The sequence below is a fragment of the Mesorhizobium sp. M9A.F.Ca.ET.002.03.1.2 genome (genome assembly GCF_003952365.1).
Classification (GTDB): domain Bacteria; phylum Pseudomonadota; class Alphaproteobacteria; order Rhizobiales; family Rhizobiaceae; genus Mesorhizobium.
This window is the reverse complement of sequence record NZ_CP034443.1, coordinates 5,745,630-5,764,381: the sequence shown is the minus strand read 5'-3', so window position 1 is coordinate 5,764,381 and position 18,752 is coordinate 5,745,630. Positions and strand designations below refer to the sequence as shown.

The window sequence follows — 18,752 nt, the reverse complement described above, 5'->3', positions numbered from 1 at the left end:
AGACTGACGATGTTCGATACGATCATAGTGGGTGCCGGCTCGGCCGGCTGCGTGCTGGCGAACCGGCTCAGCGCCGATACCGCCCGCAAGGTGCTGTTGCTGGAGGCGGGGCGCGAGGCGCCGCTCGCCTCGGACGTGCCGTCCGACTGGCCGACCATGTTTAACACCGCCGTCGATTGGGGCTACTACACCGAGCCGCAGGCCGGATGCCGCGGCAGGCGGGTGTTCTGGCCGCGCGGCAAGATGATCGGCGGCTCCGGCGCGCTGAACGCGATGATCTATATTCGCGGCCTGCCATCCGATTATGACGGCTGGGCCGCCATGGGCTGCCCCGGCTGGGCCTGGGAAGACGTGCTGCCGGTGTTCAAGGCCAGCGAAAGCAATACCGAGCTTGGCAACGATCCGCTGCACGGCGCCGACGGGCCGCTGCATATCGGCAATGTCGGGCATGTCGATCCCAACGAGCTCGCCTGGATCGAGGCCTGCAAGACCGCCGGCTACAAGCACAACCGCGATTTCAACGGCGTTGAGCAGGAAGGCGTCGGCCTCTTCCAGTTCACCATCAAGAACGGCGAACGCTGGGGCACCGGCAAGGCCTATCTGCGCCCGGCGCGGGAACGCCCCAACCTGACCGTGAAAACCGGCGTGCTGGCGACGGGCCTGATCGTCGAGAAGGGCCGGGTCAAGGGTATCCGCTATCTGGTCAACGGTGTGCCGGAGACCGCGTTCGCCGACAGCGAGGTGGTGCTGTCGTCAGGCTCGATCGGCAGCTGCCAGCTGATGCTGCTTTCGGGCATCGGCCCGGCCGACGAACTCAGGAGCGTTGGCGTCGATCCCGTCCACGATCTGCCGGGCGTCGGCAAGGGCCTGCAGGACCACATCAACATTCCAATCACCTTCTACACCAAGGACAAGATCGGCGTCGGTGCCTGGACCGACGAGACGCTGCAGCGCGATTTTGTGGAATGGCAGACCTCGCGCAGCGGCCCGCGCTCCTCGCCCTGGGTGGCGGCCGGCGGCTTCGTCAAGAGCCGGCCCGATGTCAAACCGGACCTGCAGCTTTACGGCGCCATCAGCCCGCACCGCGACTATGTGCGGTTCCTGTCGTCGAAGCCCGGCATCACGCTGCACACCACGCTGCAGCGGCCGGACAGCCGTGGCGAGATCCGCCTGCGCTCGGCCAATCCTATCGAATATCCGGCGATCGACCCACGCTACTTCGTCAGCGACGAGGATGGCTCCGACATCGCCACGCTGGTCGAAGGCATCCGCATCAGCCGCCGGATCGCGGCGCAGTCGCCACTTGCCGAGATGCTGACCGGCGAGATCACGCCTAGCGCCGAATGCGAGAGCGATGCCGAGATCGCCTGGTATATTCGCGGCCACTGCACCACGCTCTATCACCCGACCAGCACCTGCCGGATGGGCACCGACGCCATGGCCGTCGTCGATCCCGTGTCGATGAAGGTGCACGGACTGGACGGGCTTTGCATCGCCGACGCTTCGGTCTTTCCAAAGATGGTCTCGGGCAACACCAACGCGCCGACGATCATGATCGCCGAGCGCGCCGCATCGATGATCCTGGCAGGGTAGGAGGCCATACATGACGACGGGTTGGAACTTCCACGAACTCTATCTCTGGCACGAGACCGGCAATGCCGCGCTGTTCTTTCAGCCTGGCCTGACCATCGAGCCGGGCGAGCATGCGGAGAATGCCGCAACCAAGCGCCGGTTCCGCAACCTCATGGAGGTTTCGGGCCTCACCGAAAAGCTGGCGAGGATCGCCTCCGTTGCGGTGAGCGAGGACGATCTCGCCCTGTTCCACGACCGCGACTATATCAGCCGCATCAAGGCGCTCAGCGACGAGCGCGGCGGCGATGCGAGCTATCTCACGCCCTTTGGCCATGGCAGTTACGAGATCGCCTGCCTGGCGGCCGGCGGCACCGCGGCGGTGATGGATGCGGTGCTGAGCGGCGACGTCGACAATGGCTATGCGCTGGTGCGGCCACCCGGCCATCATGCCGAACGCGCGCAAGGCCTGGGCTTTTGCCTGTTCGGCAATGTTCCGGTCGCCATCCTGAAGAACCGGGCCAAACATGGCTTCGAGCGGGTCGCTACCGTCGACTGGGACGTCCATCACGGCAACGGCACCCAGTCCGCCTTCTATGCTGACCCGTCCGTGCTGACGATCTCGATCCACCAGGACGGGCTCTATCCGCCTGACAGCGGGCTTCTCAAGGAACGCGGCGAGGGCAGGGGCGAGGGCTACAACATCAATGTGCCGCTGCCTGCCGGATGCGGCAACGGCGCTTACGTGTCCGTGTTCGAGCGCATCGTGCTGCCGGCGCTCACTCGCTACAAGCCCGATCTCATCGTCGTACCGTCGGGCTTCGATGCCTCGGCGGCCGATCCGCTCGGACGCATGATGCTGCACAGCGGCAGCTACCGCGAGATGACGCGGCTGCTGATGCAGGCGGCGGACGACCTCTGCGGCGGGCGGCTGATGATGTCGCATGAAGGCGGCTATTCGGCTTCCTACGTGCCCTATTGCGGCCTGGCGGTGATGGAGCAATTGTCCGGCATCAGGACTGTGATCGACGACCCGTTCCTGCCGGTCTTCGAAGGCTACGCCGGCCAGCTTCTGCAGCCGCACCAGGCGGCGGCCATTGCCCAGGCGGAGGAGCTTGTGGACGGGATTGGATGATGAATAGTCAGTCGTGAGTTCGTCACGTCTCTGAGTCCAATTCTCACCATTCACCACTTGATCTGGATCAACATGCAGGTCCCTCAATGCGCGTATGTGGTTCCTGTCTTGGGAAGGACACGAGGCGGGCAGGTGATCCACTGAAAAGCTGAAAACAGCTCCGACGTGGATCACCCATACCCTTCATCGGCGTGATCCGCCGGTCAGTCCACTTTCGCCTTCTTCAGCACATCGTTGACTCTGGCCTGCCAGCCCTTGCCAGTGGCTTTGAACTTCTCGATCACCGCCGGTTCAAGCCGGATGGGAATCTGCTGCAACGGGACAGCGACGGGAGGCTGCCCCCGGCCGCGCTTGATGCTCTCGGCCAGATCGGGAAACGCTTCGGCAAAAGGCTTGCCCTTGGCGATCTGTTCAGCGGTTGTTTGCCTACTTTCCAAGGACAACCCAAAAGGCAGACACGGCACGCTGCATAGCCGCCTGATGGCAGGGCAGACTCATTGGCCCTGGCGCGTCGATTGTTCCAGGCTGCTCTTGCGCCACAGAAAATTGACACGACCGTCTGTCTCGGCCATCCTTATGCCAGCCGCCTTTCCTGCGGCGGTGTGTATGAGCGAGTCATGGCCAGTTCCGTCACCAGCCAGAATTCCAAGCGCGCCGCGGTGCGCAAGGCGCTCGATCGGCACAAGGTCTACATCACCGCACAGAGCTTTTCCGCCGGTGCCTACAAAGCGCGCGTCCTCGTCGACGGCGAGGCCTACTGGGTCGATGAGTTCCGGCTGAGCCAGCTCCAGCAGGGCCTGTCGCCGGCCGAGCTCGAGCTGACGCCGGCCACCGACGATTGAGCCGGGTGATTGGTGGCAGCGACTTTTTTTGGCTAGTCACCTGATGCCCGCAGCAACATCCATCTTTTCGAACGGGCGTATCGTTCTGTCGCGCCCCCCTCTGTCCTGCCGGACATCTCCCCCACGAGGGGGGAGATCGACAGCTTTGGCGCCGGCTCTTCCGTTGCAACGTCGCAGATTGGCGAAGGCCATCGTGACGGCCAATCTCCCCACAAGTGGGGGAGATGTCCGGCAGGACAGAGGGGGGCGCGAAGGAATGAGGCGGTTGCTCTTGACCGCCGCGCGCTTCGGTCCTTGACATGGCGGCCCCCCCAAAACTCGAGGTCTATCGCGCCAAGCGCGAATTCTCGAAGACGCCGGAACCCGTCGGCGGGCTGGCTGCCGGAGAAGGCAACCGCTTCGTCGTCCATAAGCACCATGCCACATCAGACCATTACGACCTTCGGCTGCAGGTCGGCGATGTGCTGAAGAGCTGGGCTGTGCCGCGCGGCCCGTCGCTCAACCCCGCCGACAAGCGGCTGGCGGTTGAGACCGAGGACCATCCGCTCGAATATATCGACTTCGAGGGCGTGATTCCCGAGGGAGAGTACGGCGGCGGGCCGATGATCGTCTGGGACACCGGCACCTGGGCGCCGATGGACGATGTCGAAAAGAGTTTGCTCACCGGTTCCTTCAAATTCCGCCTCGCCGGCGAGAAGCTGAATGGCGGCTGGATGCTGACACGGCTGAAGCCCAAGCCCGGCGAGGATGAGGGCAAGAACAACTGGCTGCTGTTCAAGGAACGCGATCTGGCGTCCGACACCAAGCTCGACATCCTTGCCATGCGGCCGGAAAGCGTCAAATCCGGCCGCCGCATCGAGGAGCTGGTGGCGTCGCCGAAGCCGGCGGCCAAACAGGCAAAGCCTGTCGTGCTGAAACCCGGCGCGCTGCCCGGCGCGGTAAAGACGCCAGCGCCTGCCCGCATCGAGCCGCAGCTGGCGACGCAGATTCCGAAGCCGCCGGGCGGTGATGACCCCGCGGACCGCACCGGCGAAGTCTGGCTGCATGAGATCAAGTTCGACGGCTACCGTACTATGGCGCATCTTTCCGACGGCGCGGTCAAGCTGATCACCCGCGCCGGTCTCGACTGGACGAAGCGCTATGGCGATCTGCCGCTTGCCTTCGCCAGGCTGCCGTGCCGGGACGCAATCATAGACGGCGAGGTCGTTGCCCTCGACGTCAAGGGCATCAGCCGCTTCGCGCTGCTGCAGGATGCGCTGGCCAAGGGTGCTGGCAACAAGCTGCACTTTTATGCCTTCGACCTGCTTTATCTCGACGGCTGGGACTTGAGAAAAGCACCTCTCGGCCGGCGCAAGGCGCTGCTTGCGCAACTGCTGTCCGGGCTTGGCGCCAACTCCGCCATCCAGCTCTCAGACCATGTCGAAGGCGACGGCCAGGCACTCTATGATCAGGCCTCCGAGATGGGGCTGGAAGGCGTCGTCTCCAAACGCGCCACGGCGACCTATCAGAGCGGCCGCACCAAGACCTGGACCAAGATCAAGGCGCTGAAAACCGACGACTTCGTCATCGCCGGCTACACCGTCTCCGATGCGGCCGAGGGGCTGGCCGCACTCGGTCTCGCCGAATTCGAGGACGGCGAATTGCATTATCGCGGCAAGGTCGGCACCGGCTTCGATGCCGAGACAGCAGGCGAATTGCTGGCCCGGCTGGAGCCGCTGCGCGCCGGCGCGTCGGCGCCCGAAGGGGTTCCGCGAGAGATCATGCGCGAGATGAACTGGGTGCGGCCGCTGCTCTCGGCCCGCATCCACTATGCCAACCGCACCGGCGACAACATGCTGCGCCACGCGGTGTTCCGCGGGCTCAGGGATGTCGGCCTGTCGACGCCGGTATCAGTCAAGCGCAAGCGGCTGATTTCGGAAGCCGACCTCGCCACGATCTGGGTGACCAACCCGACGCGGCGGCTGTTTGGCAAGACCGGGCCGACCAAGCTCGACATTGCCGTCTACTACGCGCTGGTCGGCGACTTCATGCTGCCGCACATCCTCGGCCGCCCGGTGTCGCTGGTGCGCTGCCCTACCGGCAAGCCGCAGGACTGTTTCTTCCAGCGCCATGCCTTTACCGGCATGCCTCCATCGGTGGCGACCTTCCAGGCGACCAATTCCGAGGGCGAGACCAAATCCTATCTGTCGGTGGAAGATGCCAAGGGCTATCTGGCGCTGGCGCAGTTCGGCGTCGTCGAGTTCCACACTTGGGGCACCCATCGCACGCGGCTCGACAAGCCCGACCTGATCGTCTTCGACCTCGATCCGGGTGAGGGGATTGCCTGGCGCGAGGTGGTCGAGGCGGCGGTGCATATCCGCGCCGAACTCGAGGCGATGGGGTTGGTGCCATTTGCCAAAACCTCGGGCGGCAAGGGCATCCACATCACCGTGCCGGTGACGCAAAAACAGAACTGGAAGAAGCTGCACCAGGCGACCAGCGCCATCTCCTCGGCATTGGCCGCCACCGCGCCCGACACCTTCACCACCACCATGGGCAAGGACAACCGCAAGCGGCGCATCTTCATCGACTATCACCGCAATGCGCGGGGCCACACCTCGGCAGCACCTTACTCGCTGCGCGCCCGCACCAATTTGCCGGCCTCGACGCCGGTGAGCTGGCCCGATCTGGAATCCATCGATGCGCCGGAGGATCTGAATTATTCTTCGCTGCCGGATCTTCTGGCCACCTCCGGCGATCCCTGGGCCGACATGGAAGAGTTCGCCAGGGATTTGCCGGTCTTGGGTTCCTCTCCCCCGTGAAACGGGGGAGAGGTGGCCGCCAAGCGGCCGGAGAGGGGACTTCGTAAGGCGCTACCGAGGCAAGATTCCACTGTTCCATATGCGGATGTGCGGCGTGGCTCCCCCTCTCCGTCTCGGCCGCTCGGGCAGTCCGGCAATACACGAGATTGGCCGAACTTCATAACTGGTAACTATATAATCATAAACGACTTTTTCCAGATTAATAGGAATATTGGCCGATCATTTGGCCGATTATCTGCCGGCGGGCCGGCGACCGGTCATGGCCGATCGCAAACTTCGAAACTCCAGCGTCAAAGCGGGTCGAGGCAAAGATTTGGCCGATCTTTTGGCCGACGCACAGAGCCTGATCCGTCCGGTAGAGCTAGTGACGCCGGTGCGCCGGTCCGATCTGGAATCCATCGACGCTCCGGAAGATTTGAACTATTCTTCGCTATCGGGTCTTCTGGCGACCCCTGGGCGACATGGAAGACTTCGCTAGGGATTTGCCGGTATTGTAAGGATGGATGTAGGATTTCCGCAGCCTCGTTCGTCCTCCGGACGAACAGCGCTGCAAACAGTTCGACAGTGCACGGCCGCGTAGGAGAATTTCATGGCGCCCAGGGCAAGTTGGAAAGGTTACCTCAAGCTCAGTCTCGTCAGCTGTCCGGTCCGGCTCTATCCGGCGACGAGCGCCAGCGAGCGGATCAGCTTCAACCAGTTGCACAAGAAGACGCACAACCGCATCAACATGAAGCCGGTCGATCCCGAACTCGGGCTGGTCGAGCGTTCGGACCTGATCAAGGGCTACGAATACGAGGACAAGCAGTACATCATCATCGATGACACCGACCTCGACGCGGTGCGCATCGAATCCAATCATACGATGAACATCGAGGCCTTCGTCGACGAGGGCGAGGTCGACGTCATCTACCAGGACGCGCCCTATTATCTGGCGCCGGATGGCGCGATGGCCGAAGAGACCTTCGTCGTGCTGCGCGAGGCGATGCGCAAGTCGGGCAAGCTGGCGATCGCGCGGCTGGTTCTGTCCAGCCGCGAGCGCGTGGTAACGATCGGCGCGCGCGAGAACGGCATGTTCGTCTGCACCTTGAGGAATCCGAACGAAGTGCGCGGCACGGCTGAATATTTCGGCAACATTCCGGGGGGCAAGCCCGACCCGGAAATGCTGCAGCTCGCCGAAGCGCTGATCAAGCAGAAGGAAACCACCTTCGATCCGAAGAACTACGAGGACCGCTACGAGATCGCGCTGATGGCGATGATCCGCGAGAAGCTCAAGGGTCACAAGCCGATCATCGCGGCCGCACCCGAGCGCGGCAACGTCATCAACCTGATGGATGCGCTGAAGGCCAGCCTGTCGCAATCGGCCAAGCCGCCGGCCAAGTCGAAGAGCAAGGCCGATGAAGCGGCGAAGCCTGCGGCCAAGGGCAAGGGCGCCGCGGCCAAGGAAAACCCGCTCAAGGCCAATCTTCTCAAGGCTGTCGGCAAGAGCAAAGGGTGACGGCGCCCACCGGCATAACACCCCGGGTAGCGTCGTCGGCACCATCGGCGCGCTGGCGGCGTTCCCGCTCAGGCTGGCGGCGCGCGAGGTCGAGCGCCAGCACGGCCAGTTGCGGCGCGGCGTCACCAGGCGCACCACCCATGTGGTATTCGGACGCACATATCTCGCCAAGGCCGGGGATGCCGAGATCGAGCGCCGTGTCGCGGCTGAGCACGCGGCCGGCCGAAAGCTGATCAGCGAAAACGGTTTTTTGCGCCTGCTCGGGCTGATGAAGGCGCCGGAGGCCTCGGCCTTGTCGCGGCAATCGCTTCTTGATCAGTCGCGGCTGGCCGCCGATGCTCTCGACCTTCTCAGCCTGTTCGATGCCTTCGAGCATGATTGCGAACCCTATTCGTTCCGCGACCTGATCCTGGCCCGCAAATATGCCGGGCTGGTTGCCGGCGGCGCCTCCTGGGGAGCGATCGCGCGCTCGGTGCATCGCTCCGGCCCGGTCGCCTCGCTGACCGCCAAGTCGCTCAATGTCGGCTCGCAGCATGGCCGCGCCGATGCGATCTATCTCGAGGACGGCCAGAGCGAGCTCGACGGCCAGTTGCTGTTCGATCTGGGGTCGGCGGATGACGACACGCTGGAAGAGCTGTTCGCCGACGCCGAAGCCGCGGAAGCGGCTGAAGACCACGAGCAGGCGGCGGTGCTCTACCAGCGCTGCCTTTCCATCGATCCGACCGATGCCATCGCCGCCTTCAACCGCGCCAACTGCCTGCGCGCCGCCGGCCGCGCGGCCGAGGCGGCGCACGACTATGCGCGCGCGATCAAGCTCGATCCTGGCTTTGTCGAGGCCTGGTTCAATCTCGCCGGGCTGATGAGCGACGAAGGCCGCGAAGCCTCGGCGCGCCGGCACCTGCAAAAGGCGATCGTACTCGACGCCAACTATGCCGATGCGGTTTTCAACCTGGCACGGTTGGAGTTCGATGCAGGCAACCTTGCCGAGGCACGGCGGAACTGGTCGCGCTACCTCGAGCTCGACGCCAGCTCCGAATGGGCGCGTATGGCGGCCAAGGGCATCCAGTTCATCGATTTGCAGCTGGCGCGGATGTCGGCGGGGTAACGATGGTTGGCGAAGGCCGAGATGACAGCCGATCTCCCCCCTTGTGGGGGAGATGTTCGGCAGGACAGAGGGGGGCGCTGTCCCGCCAGCGGTCCGACCAATTTCATGGCGTTTTTCCTCTCAGAAGTTTGACCGAAGGCTGGCATTCCTTCACGCCCCCCTCTGCCCTGCCGGGCATCTCCCCCACAAGGGGGGAGATGGGCAGCGTCGCCGTCGCACCAGGACGTCATCGTCATGCCCACTAGCTTCCTCCTCGACGGTCCCGCGACCGCCCCCATCACCATCCTTCTCGCCCATGGCGCCGGGGCGCCGATGGACTCGGCCCCGATGACCGCCACGGCAAAAGCGCTGGCTGTCGCCGGCTTCCGGGTCGCGCGCTTTGAATTCCACTACATGGCCGCCCGCCGCTATGGCCACCGCAAGCCGCCGCCGCGCGCCGAGGCGGTGAATCCCGAATACATCAAGGCGATCGCCGACCTCAGGGCAAAGGGTGTGACCGGCCCGCTGATCGTCGGCGGTAAGTCGATGGGCGGCCGCGTCGCCTCGATGATCGCCGACGAGATGTTTTCCAGGGGCGAAATCTCCGGCCTGCTTTGTCTGGCCTATCCCTTCCACCCGCCGGCCAAGCCGACGCAGTTGCGCACCAAGCATCTGGCCGGCCTCCAAACCCCGACATTGATCTTCCAGGGTACGCGCGACGAGTTCGGCACGAAGGACGAGGTCGCGACCTACGATCTCTCCGACAGCATCGAAATGTTCTGGCTGGAGGACGGCGACCACGATTTGAAGCCGCGCAAGAGCGTCTCCGGCTTCTCCACCGCCGATCATCTGAAGACGATGACTGATGCGGTAAAGGCGTGGGCTAACAGGATCGCTTCCTGACGTGTCGATGAAGATCGCCACCTTCAATATCAACAACATCAACAGCCGGCTGCAAAACCTGCTGGCCTGGCTGGCTGCCGCCAGGCCCGATATCGTCTGCCTGCAGGAACTCAAGGCAAGGCAGACGCAGTTTCCGCGCACGGCACTCGCCGCGGCCGGCTATGGCGCGGTGTTTGTTGGGCAGCCGACCTGGAACGGCGTCGCCATACTCGCGCGCGGTTCCGAACCCGTGCTGACCCGCGAGGCGCTGCCCGGCGACGAGAGCGACCAGCAGGCCCGCTACATCGAGGCGGCGGTCAACGGCATCGTCGTCGCCTCGCTCTATGCGCCGAACGGCAACCCGCAGCCCGGCCCGAAATTCGCCTACAAACTGGCCTGGCACGAACGCCTGAACGCGCATGCCGCGGAACTGTTCGACACCGGCCTGCCGGTGGTGCTGGCCGGCGACTACAACATCGTGCCCGAGCCGCGCGACATCTACCCGACCCGCTCCTATGACGACAATGCGTTGGTGCAGCCGGAAAGCCGGGAAACCTTCGCAGCACTCCTCGACCAGGGTTGGACCGACGCGCTGCGCAAGAAACACCCTAAGGAGACGCTCTACACATTCTGGGATTATCGCCGCAACCGCTGGCCGCGCGACGCCGGCTTGCGGCTGGATCATATGTTGCTCAGCAAGAAGCTGGCGCGTCGATTGGCCGGGGCAGGGATCGACCGGGACGTGCGCGGCGAGACCGGCGCCAGCGACCACGCGCCGGTGTGGGTGGAATTGCGGTGAGAACGGAGAGCCAATCTCAGTCACGAGGGAGAGATCGGCCATCAACAGAAGGACATCGACAAGCCCGGCGTTGACCGGCATCATTATGGGCGAAACGGATGGCGGCCCAAGGGGGGAGCCCAATGAACAGGTTTACCGACAGGCTGCTCGCGGTGCTGCTGCTGGCGGTCGGCGTGCTCTGCCTCACACGTGTGTATTTCGTGCTGGGCGGCGAGGGCGCTGGCGACGCTTTCGCCTCCGTGCGCCTGGCTTTTTTCGGGGTGGCGGGCATCGTCTCGGCGCTTGCAGCCCTGCTGTTCTGGGCCGGCCTGTTGTCAGGCCGGTCGAAGCCGGGACCAGCCGCGCCCTTGTTCGGCCGAGGTGCCGAAACGCAACCCGGCGGACGACCACGCCTGCGGAAGCTCTTCGCCGTCGTTCCGTTCCTTGCCGTTCTCGCTCTGGTGGCCGACCAGTTCGGCCCCTGGCCGGAGCGGCCAAACGCCGGCAAGGACTTGACCGCCGAGCAACCCGTGCCGAACGCCCCGAAGGGCGAAGATGTCGCCAGCGCACCGGCCTCTGCGCCGGAAGTACCCGCCGCGTCGGGTCCGCCTGAGGCAGCGGTTGCGCCTGAGGCAGCGGTTGCGCCGCCAGAGCAGGCTGTGCCTGCTTCGACGCCCAATGCAATGGCGGGGCCTTCGCTGCCGAGCGGAAACGGCGATCAATCCGGCGATGGGGATGGGCAAACTGTGGACTCTGGCGCCGGGGTCGAGCAGGTGCAACCGCCGAATACCCCGTTGGCGCCTGCCTCGCCAACCGAGGTTGCGCTTGCCCCGCCTGTCTCGTCGCCGGAGGCTGCACCAGCGCCCGCTCCGACACCGCAGACCGTCGCGCCGCTGCCCCCGGCTCCACCGCCGCAGCCGACGCAACCCGATGGCCACCGTGATGCTGTCGTCTGGCTGGCGGTGGCGTCCGGCGGGCACTCGATTCTGAGCGCCAGCACCGACCACACGATCAAGCTTTGGGATGTCGACGGCAAGCGCCTGATCCGCACCCTCGGCACCCACAAGGACATGGCGCGCACCGCGCTGTTCATGCCGGACGGGACGCGGGCGCTGACGGCGGGCGACGACGGCGAGATCGTGCTGCGCCAGGTCTCCGATGGCGCGGTACTGCATGTGTTCTCGTCAGGGCAGAACGGCGGCGTCAACAAGCTCGCCATCAGCCCCGACGGCAAACGCGCCGTCAGCGGGCACGATACCGGCAGGGTCATCGTCTGGGATATCGAGAAGGGCTCCGTGCTGCATGTGCTGACGAAGCACGATTGGTCGATCAGCGGCGTCGCCGTCTCGCCCGACGGCACACGCGCGGTCAGCGGCAGCATCGACGGCACGCTGAAGCTATGGGATATCGACACCGGCAAGCAGCTGCGCAGCTGGCGCGGGCATGAGCACGGCCCCTATGGAGTCGTGTTCATGGCCGACGGGCATCATCTGATCACAGGCAGCGGCGACTATACGATCAAGCTTTGGGATCTCGACACCGGCCGCGAAGTCAGGCGCCTCGAGGGCCATTCGGGCACGGTCTATGCGCTGGCGCTGTCGGCCGACGGCAAGCGCCTGCTTTCCGGCTCGCTCGACGGCACGGCACGGCTGTGGGATATGGAAACCGGCAACGAGACCGCCCTGTTCGACAGCCAGTCCGGACCGGTCTACGCGGTGGCGTTCGCCGCCGACGGCACGATGCTGACCGGCGGCTACGACCGCGCCATCCGCGACTGGCCGGCGGCCGGCGGCGACGGCGTGGTGCTTTTTGCTGGCGCGCCGGAGTGAACAAATTTTTGATCGGCGCTTAGACGCCCCCCTCTGTCCTACCGGACATCTCCCCCACAAGGGGGAGATTGGATGTCGTCATCGCCTTCGCCAATCGTCACTAACCTTGGAAAATACACCCATGACCGATCTCAGCATCGTCGAAGCGTCGATCGCGCAGTTGCGGCGGGCGCTGGAAGGCGGCACCGTCACCAGCGTCGAACTGGTTGGCGCGTATCTCAGGCGCATCGCCAGGTATGACCGCCACGGCATCACCCTCAACGCCGTTCCCGTGCTCAATCCCAAGATGTTTGAGGAGGCTGCTGCATCCGACCTGCGGCGTAGGGAGGGAGCCGCGCTCGGGCCGCTGGACGGCATCCCCTACACCGCCAAGGACAGCTACAAGGTATCGGGCCTGACGGTGGCCGCCGGCTCGCCAGCCTTCGAACATCTGATCGCCAATGAGGACGCCTTCACCATCGCGCGGCTCAGGGCCGGCGGCGCGGTGCTGATCGGGCTCACCAACATGCCGCCGATGGCCAATGGCGGCATGCAGCGCGGCGTCTACGGCCGGGCGGAAAGCCCCTACAATTCCGATTACCTGACCGCGGCCTTCGCGTCCGGCTCGTCCAACGGCTCGGGCACCGCGACAGCCGCCAGTTTCGCCGCCTTCGGGCTCGGCGAGGAGACATGGTCTTCGGGCCGGGCGCCAGCGTCGAACAATGCGCTGGTCGCCTACACGCCGTCGCGCGGCGTCATTTCCGTGCGCGGCAACTGGCCGCTGGTGCCGACCATGGACGTGGTGGTGCCGCATACGCGCAGCGTGCCGGATCTGCTCGAACTGCTCGACGTGATCGTCGCCGACGACCCCGACACGAGAGGCGATTTCTGGCGCGCGCAGCCCTGGGTGGCGCTGCCGAAGAGCTCGGATGTGCGGCCGCCACGCTACACCGGCCTCAGGCTGGAAGGAGCGCTGCAAGGCATACGGCTCGGCGTGCCGCGCATGTATATCGGCCGCGATACGGAGGCTGACGTTCCGATCCAGACCCGCGCGTCGGTGCTGGATCTGTGGGAGCAGGCGGCAGCGGATCTCAGGCTGCTCGGGGCTGATGTGGTCGAAGTCGATTTCCCTGTCGTCTCCAACTATGAGCGCGACCGGCCGGGCACAAAGAACATGGTCGATCGCGGGCTGGTGCCGGAAGGATTCGCCGAGCGCGAGATATGGGACCTGTGCGTCTTCGCCTGGGACGATTTTCTACGCGCCAATGCCGACCCGACCATCCCCGATCTCGCTTCGGTCGACGGCCCAAGGATCTTTCCGCAGCCGCCGGGCACGCTGCCGGATCGTTATGAGGACAGTTTCGATCTGGCGGAATATGTCGAACGGGCGAAGCTGGGCGTGACACCCTTCGCTGATATCCCCGAGCTGGAGGCCGGCCTGAAAGGCCTCGAGGCAACGCGGCGCGTCGACTTCGAAGATTGGCTCGACGCGCAAAGGCTCGACGCGGTCGTGTTTCCCGCCGTCGCCGGCGTCGGTCCGGCCGATGCGGATGTCAACGAGGCCTCCGCGGCGCTCGCCTGGCGCAACGGCACCTGGGTCGCCAACGGCAATCTGGTGCCGCGCCATCTCGGCATTCCGACCGTGACCGTGCCGATGGGCACGATGGCCGATATCGGCATGCCGGTCGGCCTGACCTTCGCCGGCAAAGCCCACAGTGATACTAAGCTGCTTCGGCTGGCCGGCGACTTCGAGCGCTCTGGCCAGCGCCGCACCAGCCCGCCGCGCACGCCTGAATTGACCGATGATGTATTTCCTGGTCGGGGCGGTGGCTTTCCGTCCAGCAATATCGATGCGTCGCTCACCGTCACGCTTGCCGCCGAAACGCGCCGTTCGGGCGGCCAGGACGAGATAACCATCACGCTCAGTCTATATGGCGAGGCTGAGTCCGCCAGCGTAAAAGTTCATGTCAACGGTGAGCCTGTCGCCGTGCAGCGCAGCGGCGCGCACTTCACCGGGCGCGTCCTTGTGGCGACCGCCACGCATAAGGCAGTCCACAGCGTCTGGCGCGGCTCGTACGGCTCGATCGTCACCGCTGTCGTTCGCCTGGAAGATGGGCGCGTCGCCGGCGCCTATGCGGTGATGGGTGGGATTGCGTAGCGTCGCGCTTCGCCGTGTGCCACGGCATGCAGGGCGGCATATGCGGCCGGCTTTTCAATCGGCATCAGTCCGGCTTGCAGGGGTCGCTGCCGGCGTCGGCCTTGGCCGCCGCGGTCTCGTCGCCCTCCTGCTGCGCCTCTGTATCCTGCTGCGACGTGGCAAGGTTCTTATCCCCGCCGCCTTCCTGGTTGGCGAGCGGCATGGTGTTGGCGTCCTTGTTGGCCGGGCCGCCTTCGGCCCTGTTACCGGCATTCGCGTCAGTTTCAAGCGGCGCACGCGTTCCGTCTTTTGAGATACCCGCCTGGGCCTGGCTGTCGATCGATGCGGTCGTGTCATGGCACTTGGCGCTTGCCGTGCCGGCGGTCAGGCCGATCATAGAGGTGGCGAGCAAAATAGCGGTTAGCGTCTTCATCTTATCCTCCTTTCGGTGTTTGAGGCTATCTTCCTAAACTGCCGTCAGCATCCGAGGTTCCGCCAATTAAGTTCAAACCTCGAAATCGGAACGCCAAGCGGATCCTTCCGGACTGGCCATCGCTCCTAATGTCCGGCCAACATCCCGAGCTCTCGTCGGCGGCGTCGAGAAACAACCGGACCCAAGCAACTTGGACAACCAGACGTTGCATCGGCGCAGCCGTTACCCGACATGGTACTTGCGTAATCTCTAAAATAATGGGATGCTGGTTTGGGACTATTGGGTATTGAGTATTGGGGTAAGGGGAAGGCGCCTCGGCTGTTGTAAGTTCCGGGACGGCTTTGAAAATCATGAATGTAGTGAAGTTCCTGGTGGGCATGCTCATCATGTCGTTCGTCTTGGCGATCTCGACTTATTGGGCAACGGGTTCAGTCTGGAAGGCTCTCGGCTGGACGATTATCGGTGTAATCATTTTGGAGGTTGGACATTTTGCGTACATCCTCTGGGCGGCCTATGGGCCCGGCGAGGAAGCCGCAGAAGATGATCCCCCCGAAACGAGCATCCGGCTCGACCATGGAACTGGTATCTGCCTTTAGGCGGGTGCCGCGCGGCCCGGGCTTGGCAGCACAGGTGCCGGTCGGGTCGGCGAAGCACCGCCGGCGCCTATGCAGTCACCGGCGGCATCGGGTGACAGAACAACACTGATCTGGCATGTTGGACCAAAAGGCCGGGCAGGCTGCCGCAAGCATCGAGTAGTCGGCAGGAGAGGGGCTGTGTAAGTGTACGGGTCGGCTCGGCTGAAGGGTCTTTTGTGCTTGCGGCTTTTGCAGGCGATCGTGGTGTCTGCCACGCTGGCAGGCCTGATTGAGGGCTGTGCTGGCCCTCACGTCATCGAGAGTGCGGTCCCGATGGCTCCCCAGGCCGCCCGGGCCAAGCCGTCCTGCACCGCGCAATGGCGAGCTCATCGCCACACGACCCAGCCGCAAGCCCAGGCCTTCGCCAAAAAATGCCTCCATGCGCAAGGCGCGGTGGAGCAGCAGTTCGACAGAAAGACGGTCGCACGCAAGCTCGCGGCGCTGATCGACGCCGACAAACCGTTGACCGCGCTCGAACCGTCCGACGTTGGTGCCTTCTGCCCCGGTTACATGCTGCAGGACCGGAAAGGGCGCGCGGTTTTCTGGCGCACGCTGTTGGTCAACCTGACCGGTGCGGAATCCGTCTACAACACCGCTACGGCCTATTGGGAAGAGGATCTGGGCTGGTACAGCATAGGGCTGCTGCAGCTCTCGCTGGCCGACGAGCAAAGATACAGATGCGGCTTCAAATCGGAGGCCGACATTACCGATCCCAACCGGAATCTCGTATGCGGCGTCAAGGTCGTGACCATGCTCGTCGCCGAGGACGGCATGATTGGTGGTGGCGCCGGTCACGAGATGAAAGGTATCGGCGCTTACTGGCAGAACCTTCGGCGGCCTTCCAAGGTGCGTACCGAGTTGATGAACTCCACAAGAGCCATCGCCCAGTGTCAGGCCGACCCCCGAAACTCATAGCGGACGGAATCGGCGCCGGCAGCCGCGTTCGGTCATGCGCCTACGCAGGCGAGATTGGATGCGGCGTTGCTGGCTGAGCGCGCAATCTCCCCCACGAGGGGTGCGAACAACTCTGGCGGCTGACCTGCCCAGGTTCGGGGCAATTTGGCGCGGGCCTGCATGATTTGCGGGCTTCCTCTGGCGCGGCCGATCGCGTAAGGCCGGGGAAATTCCCCTGAAGCCTCGTGTGGAAGCATGATACGTCTCGAAAATATCAGCAAGCAGAACGGCCGGCAGATCGTCTTCATCGAGGCCTCCGCCTCCCTGCAGAAAGGCGAGAAGGTCGGGCTGGTCGGCCCCAACGGCGCCGGCAAGACCACGCTGTTTCGCATGATCAACGGCGAGGAGCAGCCCGACGAGGGCCAGGTCTCGGTCGATCGCGGCGTCACCATCGGCTATTTCAGCCAGGACGTCGGCGATATGGAAGGCCGCAGCGCTGTCGCCGAAGTGATGAACGGCGCCGGGCCGGTGAGCGAAGTGGCGGCCGAGATGCGCGCGCTCGAAGCCGCCATGGGCGACCCGGAGCGATCAGGTGAGATGGACGAAATCATCGCCCGCTATGGCGATCTGCAGGCACGGTTCGAGGAGCTCGACGGCTATGCGCTGGATGGGCGCGCCCGCGAGGTGCTGGATGGCCTCGGCTTTTCGCAGGAGATGATGGACGGCGACGTCGCAAAGCTTTCCGGCGGCTGGAAGATGCGGGTGGCGCTGGCGCGCATCCTGTTGATGCGTCCCGACGCCATGCTGCTTGACGAGCCGAGCAATCATCTCGACCTTGAAAGCCTGATCTGGCTGGAGCAGTTCCTCAAGAACTATGACGGCGCGCTCTTGATGACCTCGCACGACCGCGAGTTCATGGACCGCATCGTCAACAAGGTGGTGGAGATCGACGGCGGCTCGCTGACCGCCTACTCCGGCAACTACGAGTTCTACCAGCAGCAGCGGGCGATCGCTGACCGGCAGCAGCAGGCGCAGTTCGAGCGCCAGCAGGCGATGCTGGCCAAGGAGATTGCCTTCATCGAGCGCTTCAAGGCGCGCGCCTCGCATGCCGCCCAGGTGCAGAGCCGGGTGAAGAAGCTGGAGAAGATCGACCGCGTCGAGCCGCCCAAGCGCCGCCAGAAGGTGTCGTTCGACTTCCAGCCGGCGCCGCGCTGCGGCGAGGACGTGGTGACGCTGAAGAACATCCACAAGAGCTATGGCAGCCGCTCGATCTATGAGGGGCTGGATTTCCAGGTGCGCCGGCGCGAGCGCTGGTGCGTGATGGGCATCAACGGCGCCGGCAAGTCGACGCTCTTGAAGCTGGTGGCCGGCGCCTCCGAGCCGGACAACGGCACGGTGGCGCGGGGCCCGAGCGTCAAGATGGGCTATTTCGCGCAGCACGCCATGGAAGTGCTGGAGGGCGAGCGCACGGTGTTCCAGACGCTGGAGGATGCGTTCCCGCAGGCAGGCCAGGCGCCGCTCAGGGCGCTGGCCGGCTGCTTCGGCTTTTCCGGCGACGAGATCGACAAGAAATGCCGGGTGCTGTCGGGCGGCGAGAAGGCGCGGCTGGTGATGGCGCTGATGCTGTTCGAGCCGCCGAACCTGCTGGTGCTGGACGAGCCGACCAACCATCTCGACATCGCCACCAAGGAAATGCTGATCACAGCGCTGTCGCAGTACGAAGGCACCATGCTGTTCGTGTCGCACGACCGCCATTTTCTGGCGGCGCTGTCGAACCGGGTGCTGGAACTGACGCCCGAGGGCATCCACACCTATGGCGGCGGCTATACGGAGTATGTCGAGCGCACCGGGCAGGAAGCGCCCGGGTTGCGGAGCTGAGGCGGGCAACGGCGCTCGTCGCTCCCCGTCACCCAAACGTTCGATTTCGGGGGCAGGAGGTCGCTGCTCAGCCGTGCCGCGACAGGGAACAGCGGGGATACTTTAAAAGCGCGTCCCGGAACCGGGCGGAACCCCGAGCGGCCCGGCGTCGTAGCCTGAGGGGGGAGGGACTGGCGCCGAGCCTAACCGGTTGGAGGGGTAGATCACCGGCCATTTATTTATATACGCTCAAGCTAATGTAAGAGCAAGCTAATGTTTTGCGTTAGCGATCTCCGTCGGTGGATCAACGGATGTTTCCGGCCGGCCGCTTCCCCGGCCGTGCTCTCAAACCGGATGCTGAGCTGGCACCGGAGGGCACCCACACCTGTGGCGGCGGCTATA

Annotated in this window: 16 protein-coding genes; 14 read left to right on the top strand and 2 right to left on the bottom strand. The window is 64.6% G+C overall.

Features of this window, described 5'->3' with window-relative positions; genetic code table 11:
• The first annotated feature begins 9 nt into the window (after positions 1-9).
• Positions 10-1,593 (top strand): GMC family oxidoreductase N-terminal domain-containing protein, encoded by a 1,584-nt coding sequence (locus tag EJ066_RS27980; protein WP_126043151.1) that lies wholly within the window; start codon positions 10-12, stop codon positions 1,591-1,593.
• A gap of 10 nt (positions 1,594-1,603) precedes the next feature.
• The gene (locus tag EJ066_RS27975) at positions 1,604-2,704 is read left to right on the top strand and encodes a class II histone deacetylase (protein WP_126043150.1); all 1,101 of its coding nucleotides are present in this window, start codon (positions 1,604-1,606) and stop codon (positions 2,702-2,704) included.
• 203 nt (positions 2,705-2,907) lie between these two features.
• Here the strand turns inward: EJ066_RS27975 and EJ066_RS27970 are convergent, their stop codons facing one another.
• On the bottom strand, positions 2,908-3,159 hold the full coding sequence (locus tag EJ066_RS27970; RefSeq protein WP_245455240.1) for a BrnA antitoxin family protein: 252 nt from the start codon (positions 3,157-3,159) through the stop codon (positions 2,908-2,910).
• Positions 3,160-3,321: 162 nt separating this feature from the next.
• Between EJ066_RS27970 and EJ066_RS27965 the strand changes: the two genes are divergently transcribed.
• The 9 genes from EJ066_RS27965 (at position 3,322) to EJ066_RS27920 (ending at position 14,552) form a co-directional block, all read left to right on the top strand.
• Positions 3,322-3,546 carry a hypothetical protein gene (locus EJ066_RS27965; RefSeq protein WP_029351283.1) on the top strand — a complete coding sequence of 75 codons (225 nt, stop codon included), beginning with the start codon at positions 3,322-3,324 and terminating at the stop codon, positions 3,544-3,546.
• Positions 3,547-3,845: 299 nt separating this feature from the next.
• Positions 3,846-6,347 carry a DNA ligase D gene (gene ligD / locus EJ066_RS27955; RefSeq protein WP_126043149.1) on the top strand — a complete coding sequence of 834 codons (2,502 nt, stop codon included), beginning with the start codon at positions 3,846-3,848 and terminating at the stop codon, positions 6,345-6,347.
• 259 nt (positions 6,348-6,606) lie between these two features.
• On the top strand, positions 6,607-6,825 hold the full coding sequence (locus EJ066_RS31550; protein ID WP_189644383.1) for a hypothetical protein: 219 nt from the start codon (positions 6,607-6,609) through the stop codon (positions 6,823-6,825).
• 111 nt (positions 6,826-6,936) lie between these two features.
• Positions 6,937-7,842, top strand: coding sequence for a Ku protein (locus EJ066_RS27950; RefSeq protein WP_126043148.1), 906 nt, complete (start codon positions 6,937-6,939; stop codon positions 7,840-7,842).
• Positions 7,742-8,947, top strand: a complete 1,206-nt coding sequence (locus tag EJ066_RS27945; protein ID WP_126043147.1) for a tetratricopeptide repeat protein — start codon at positions 7,742-7,744, stop codon at positions 8,945-8,947. Before EJ066_RS27950 ends, EJ066_RS27945 begins: the two co-directional genes overlap by 101 nt.
• Positions 8,948-9,181: 234 nt before the next feature.
• Positions 9,182-9,829, top strand: coding sequence for an alpha/beta family hydrolase (locus EJ066_RS27935; protein ID WP_126043145.1), 648 nt, complete (start codon positions 9,182-9,184; stop codon positions 9,827-9,829).
• A 7-nt stretch (positions 9,830-9,836) separates the two neighbouring features.
• Positions 9,837-10,607 (top strand): exodeoxyribonuclease III, encoded by a 771-nt coding sequence (locus EJ066_RS27930; RefSeq protein ID WP_126044078.1) that lies wholly within the window; start codon positions 9,837-9,839, stop codon positions 10,605-10,607.
• 122 nt (positions 10,608-10,729) lie between these two features.
• Positions 10,730-12,415, top strand: a complete 1,686-nt coding sequence (locus EJ066_RS27925; RefSeq protein WP_126043144.1) for a WD40 repeat domain-containing protein — start codon at positions 10,730-10,732, stop codon at positions 12,413-12,415.
• 121 nt (positions 12,416-12,536) lie between these two features.
• The gene (locus tag EJ066_RS27920; RefSeq protein ID WP_126043143.1) at positions 12,537-14,552 is read left to right on the top strand and encodes an amidase; all 2,016 of its coding nucleotides are present in this window, start codon (positions 12,537-12,539) and stop codon (positions 14,550-14,552) included.
• A gap of 64 nt (positions 14,553-14,616) precedes the next feature.
• Here the strand turns inward: EJ066_RS27920 and EJ066_RS27915 are convergent, their stop codons facing one another.
• Positions 14,617-14,964 carry a hypothetical protein gene (locus tag EJ066_RS27915; protein WP_126043142.1) on the bottom strand — a complete coding sequence of 116 codons (348 nt, stop codon included), beginning with the start codon at positions 14,962-14,964 and terminating at the stop codon, positions 14,617-14,619.
• A 341-nt stretch (positions 14,965-15,305) separates the two neighbouring features.
• Here EJ066_RS27915 and EJ066_RS27910 point away from each other — a divergent pair, with 341 nt between their 5' ends.
• From EJ066_RS27910 to EJ066_RS27900, 3 genes are all read left to right on the top strand, one after another.
• On the top strand, positions 15,306-15,560 hold the full coding sequence (locus EJ066_RS27910; protein WP_126043141.1) for a hypothetical protein: 255 nt from the start codon (positions 15,306-15,308) through the stop codon (positions 15,558-15,560).
• Between the two features lie 219 nt (positions 15,561-15,779).
• Positions 15,780-16,514, top strand: a complete 735-nt coding sequence (locus EJ066_RS27905; RefSeq protein WP_126043140.1) for a hypothetical protein — start codon at positions 15,780-15,782, stop codon at positions 16,512-16,514.
• A gap of 234 nt (positions 16,515-16,748) precedes the next feature.
• Positions 16,749-18,371, top strand: a complete 1,623-nt coding sequence (locus tag EJ066_RS27900) for an ABC-F family ATP-binding cassette domain-containing protein (protein ID WP_126043139.1) — start codon at positions 16,749-16,751, stop codon at positions 18,369-18,371.
• The last annotated feature ends 381 nt before the right edge of the window (positions 18,372-18,752 follow it).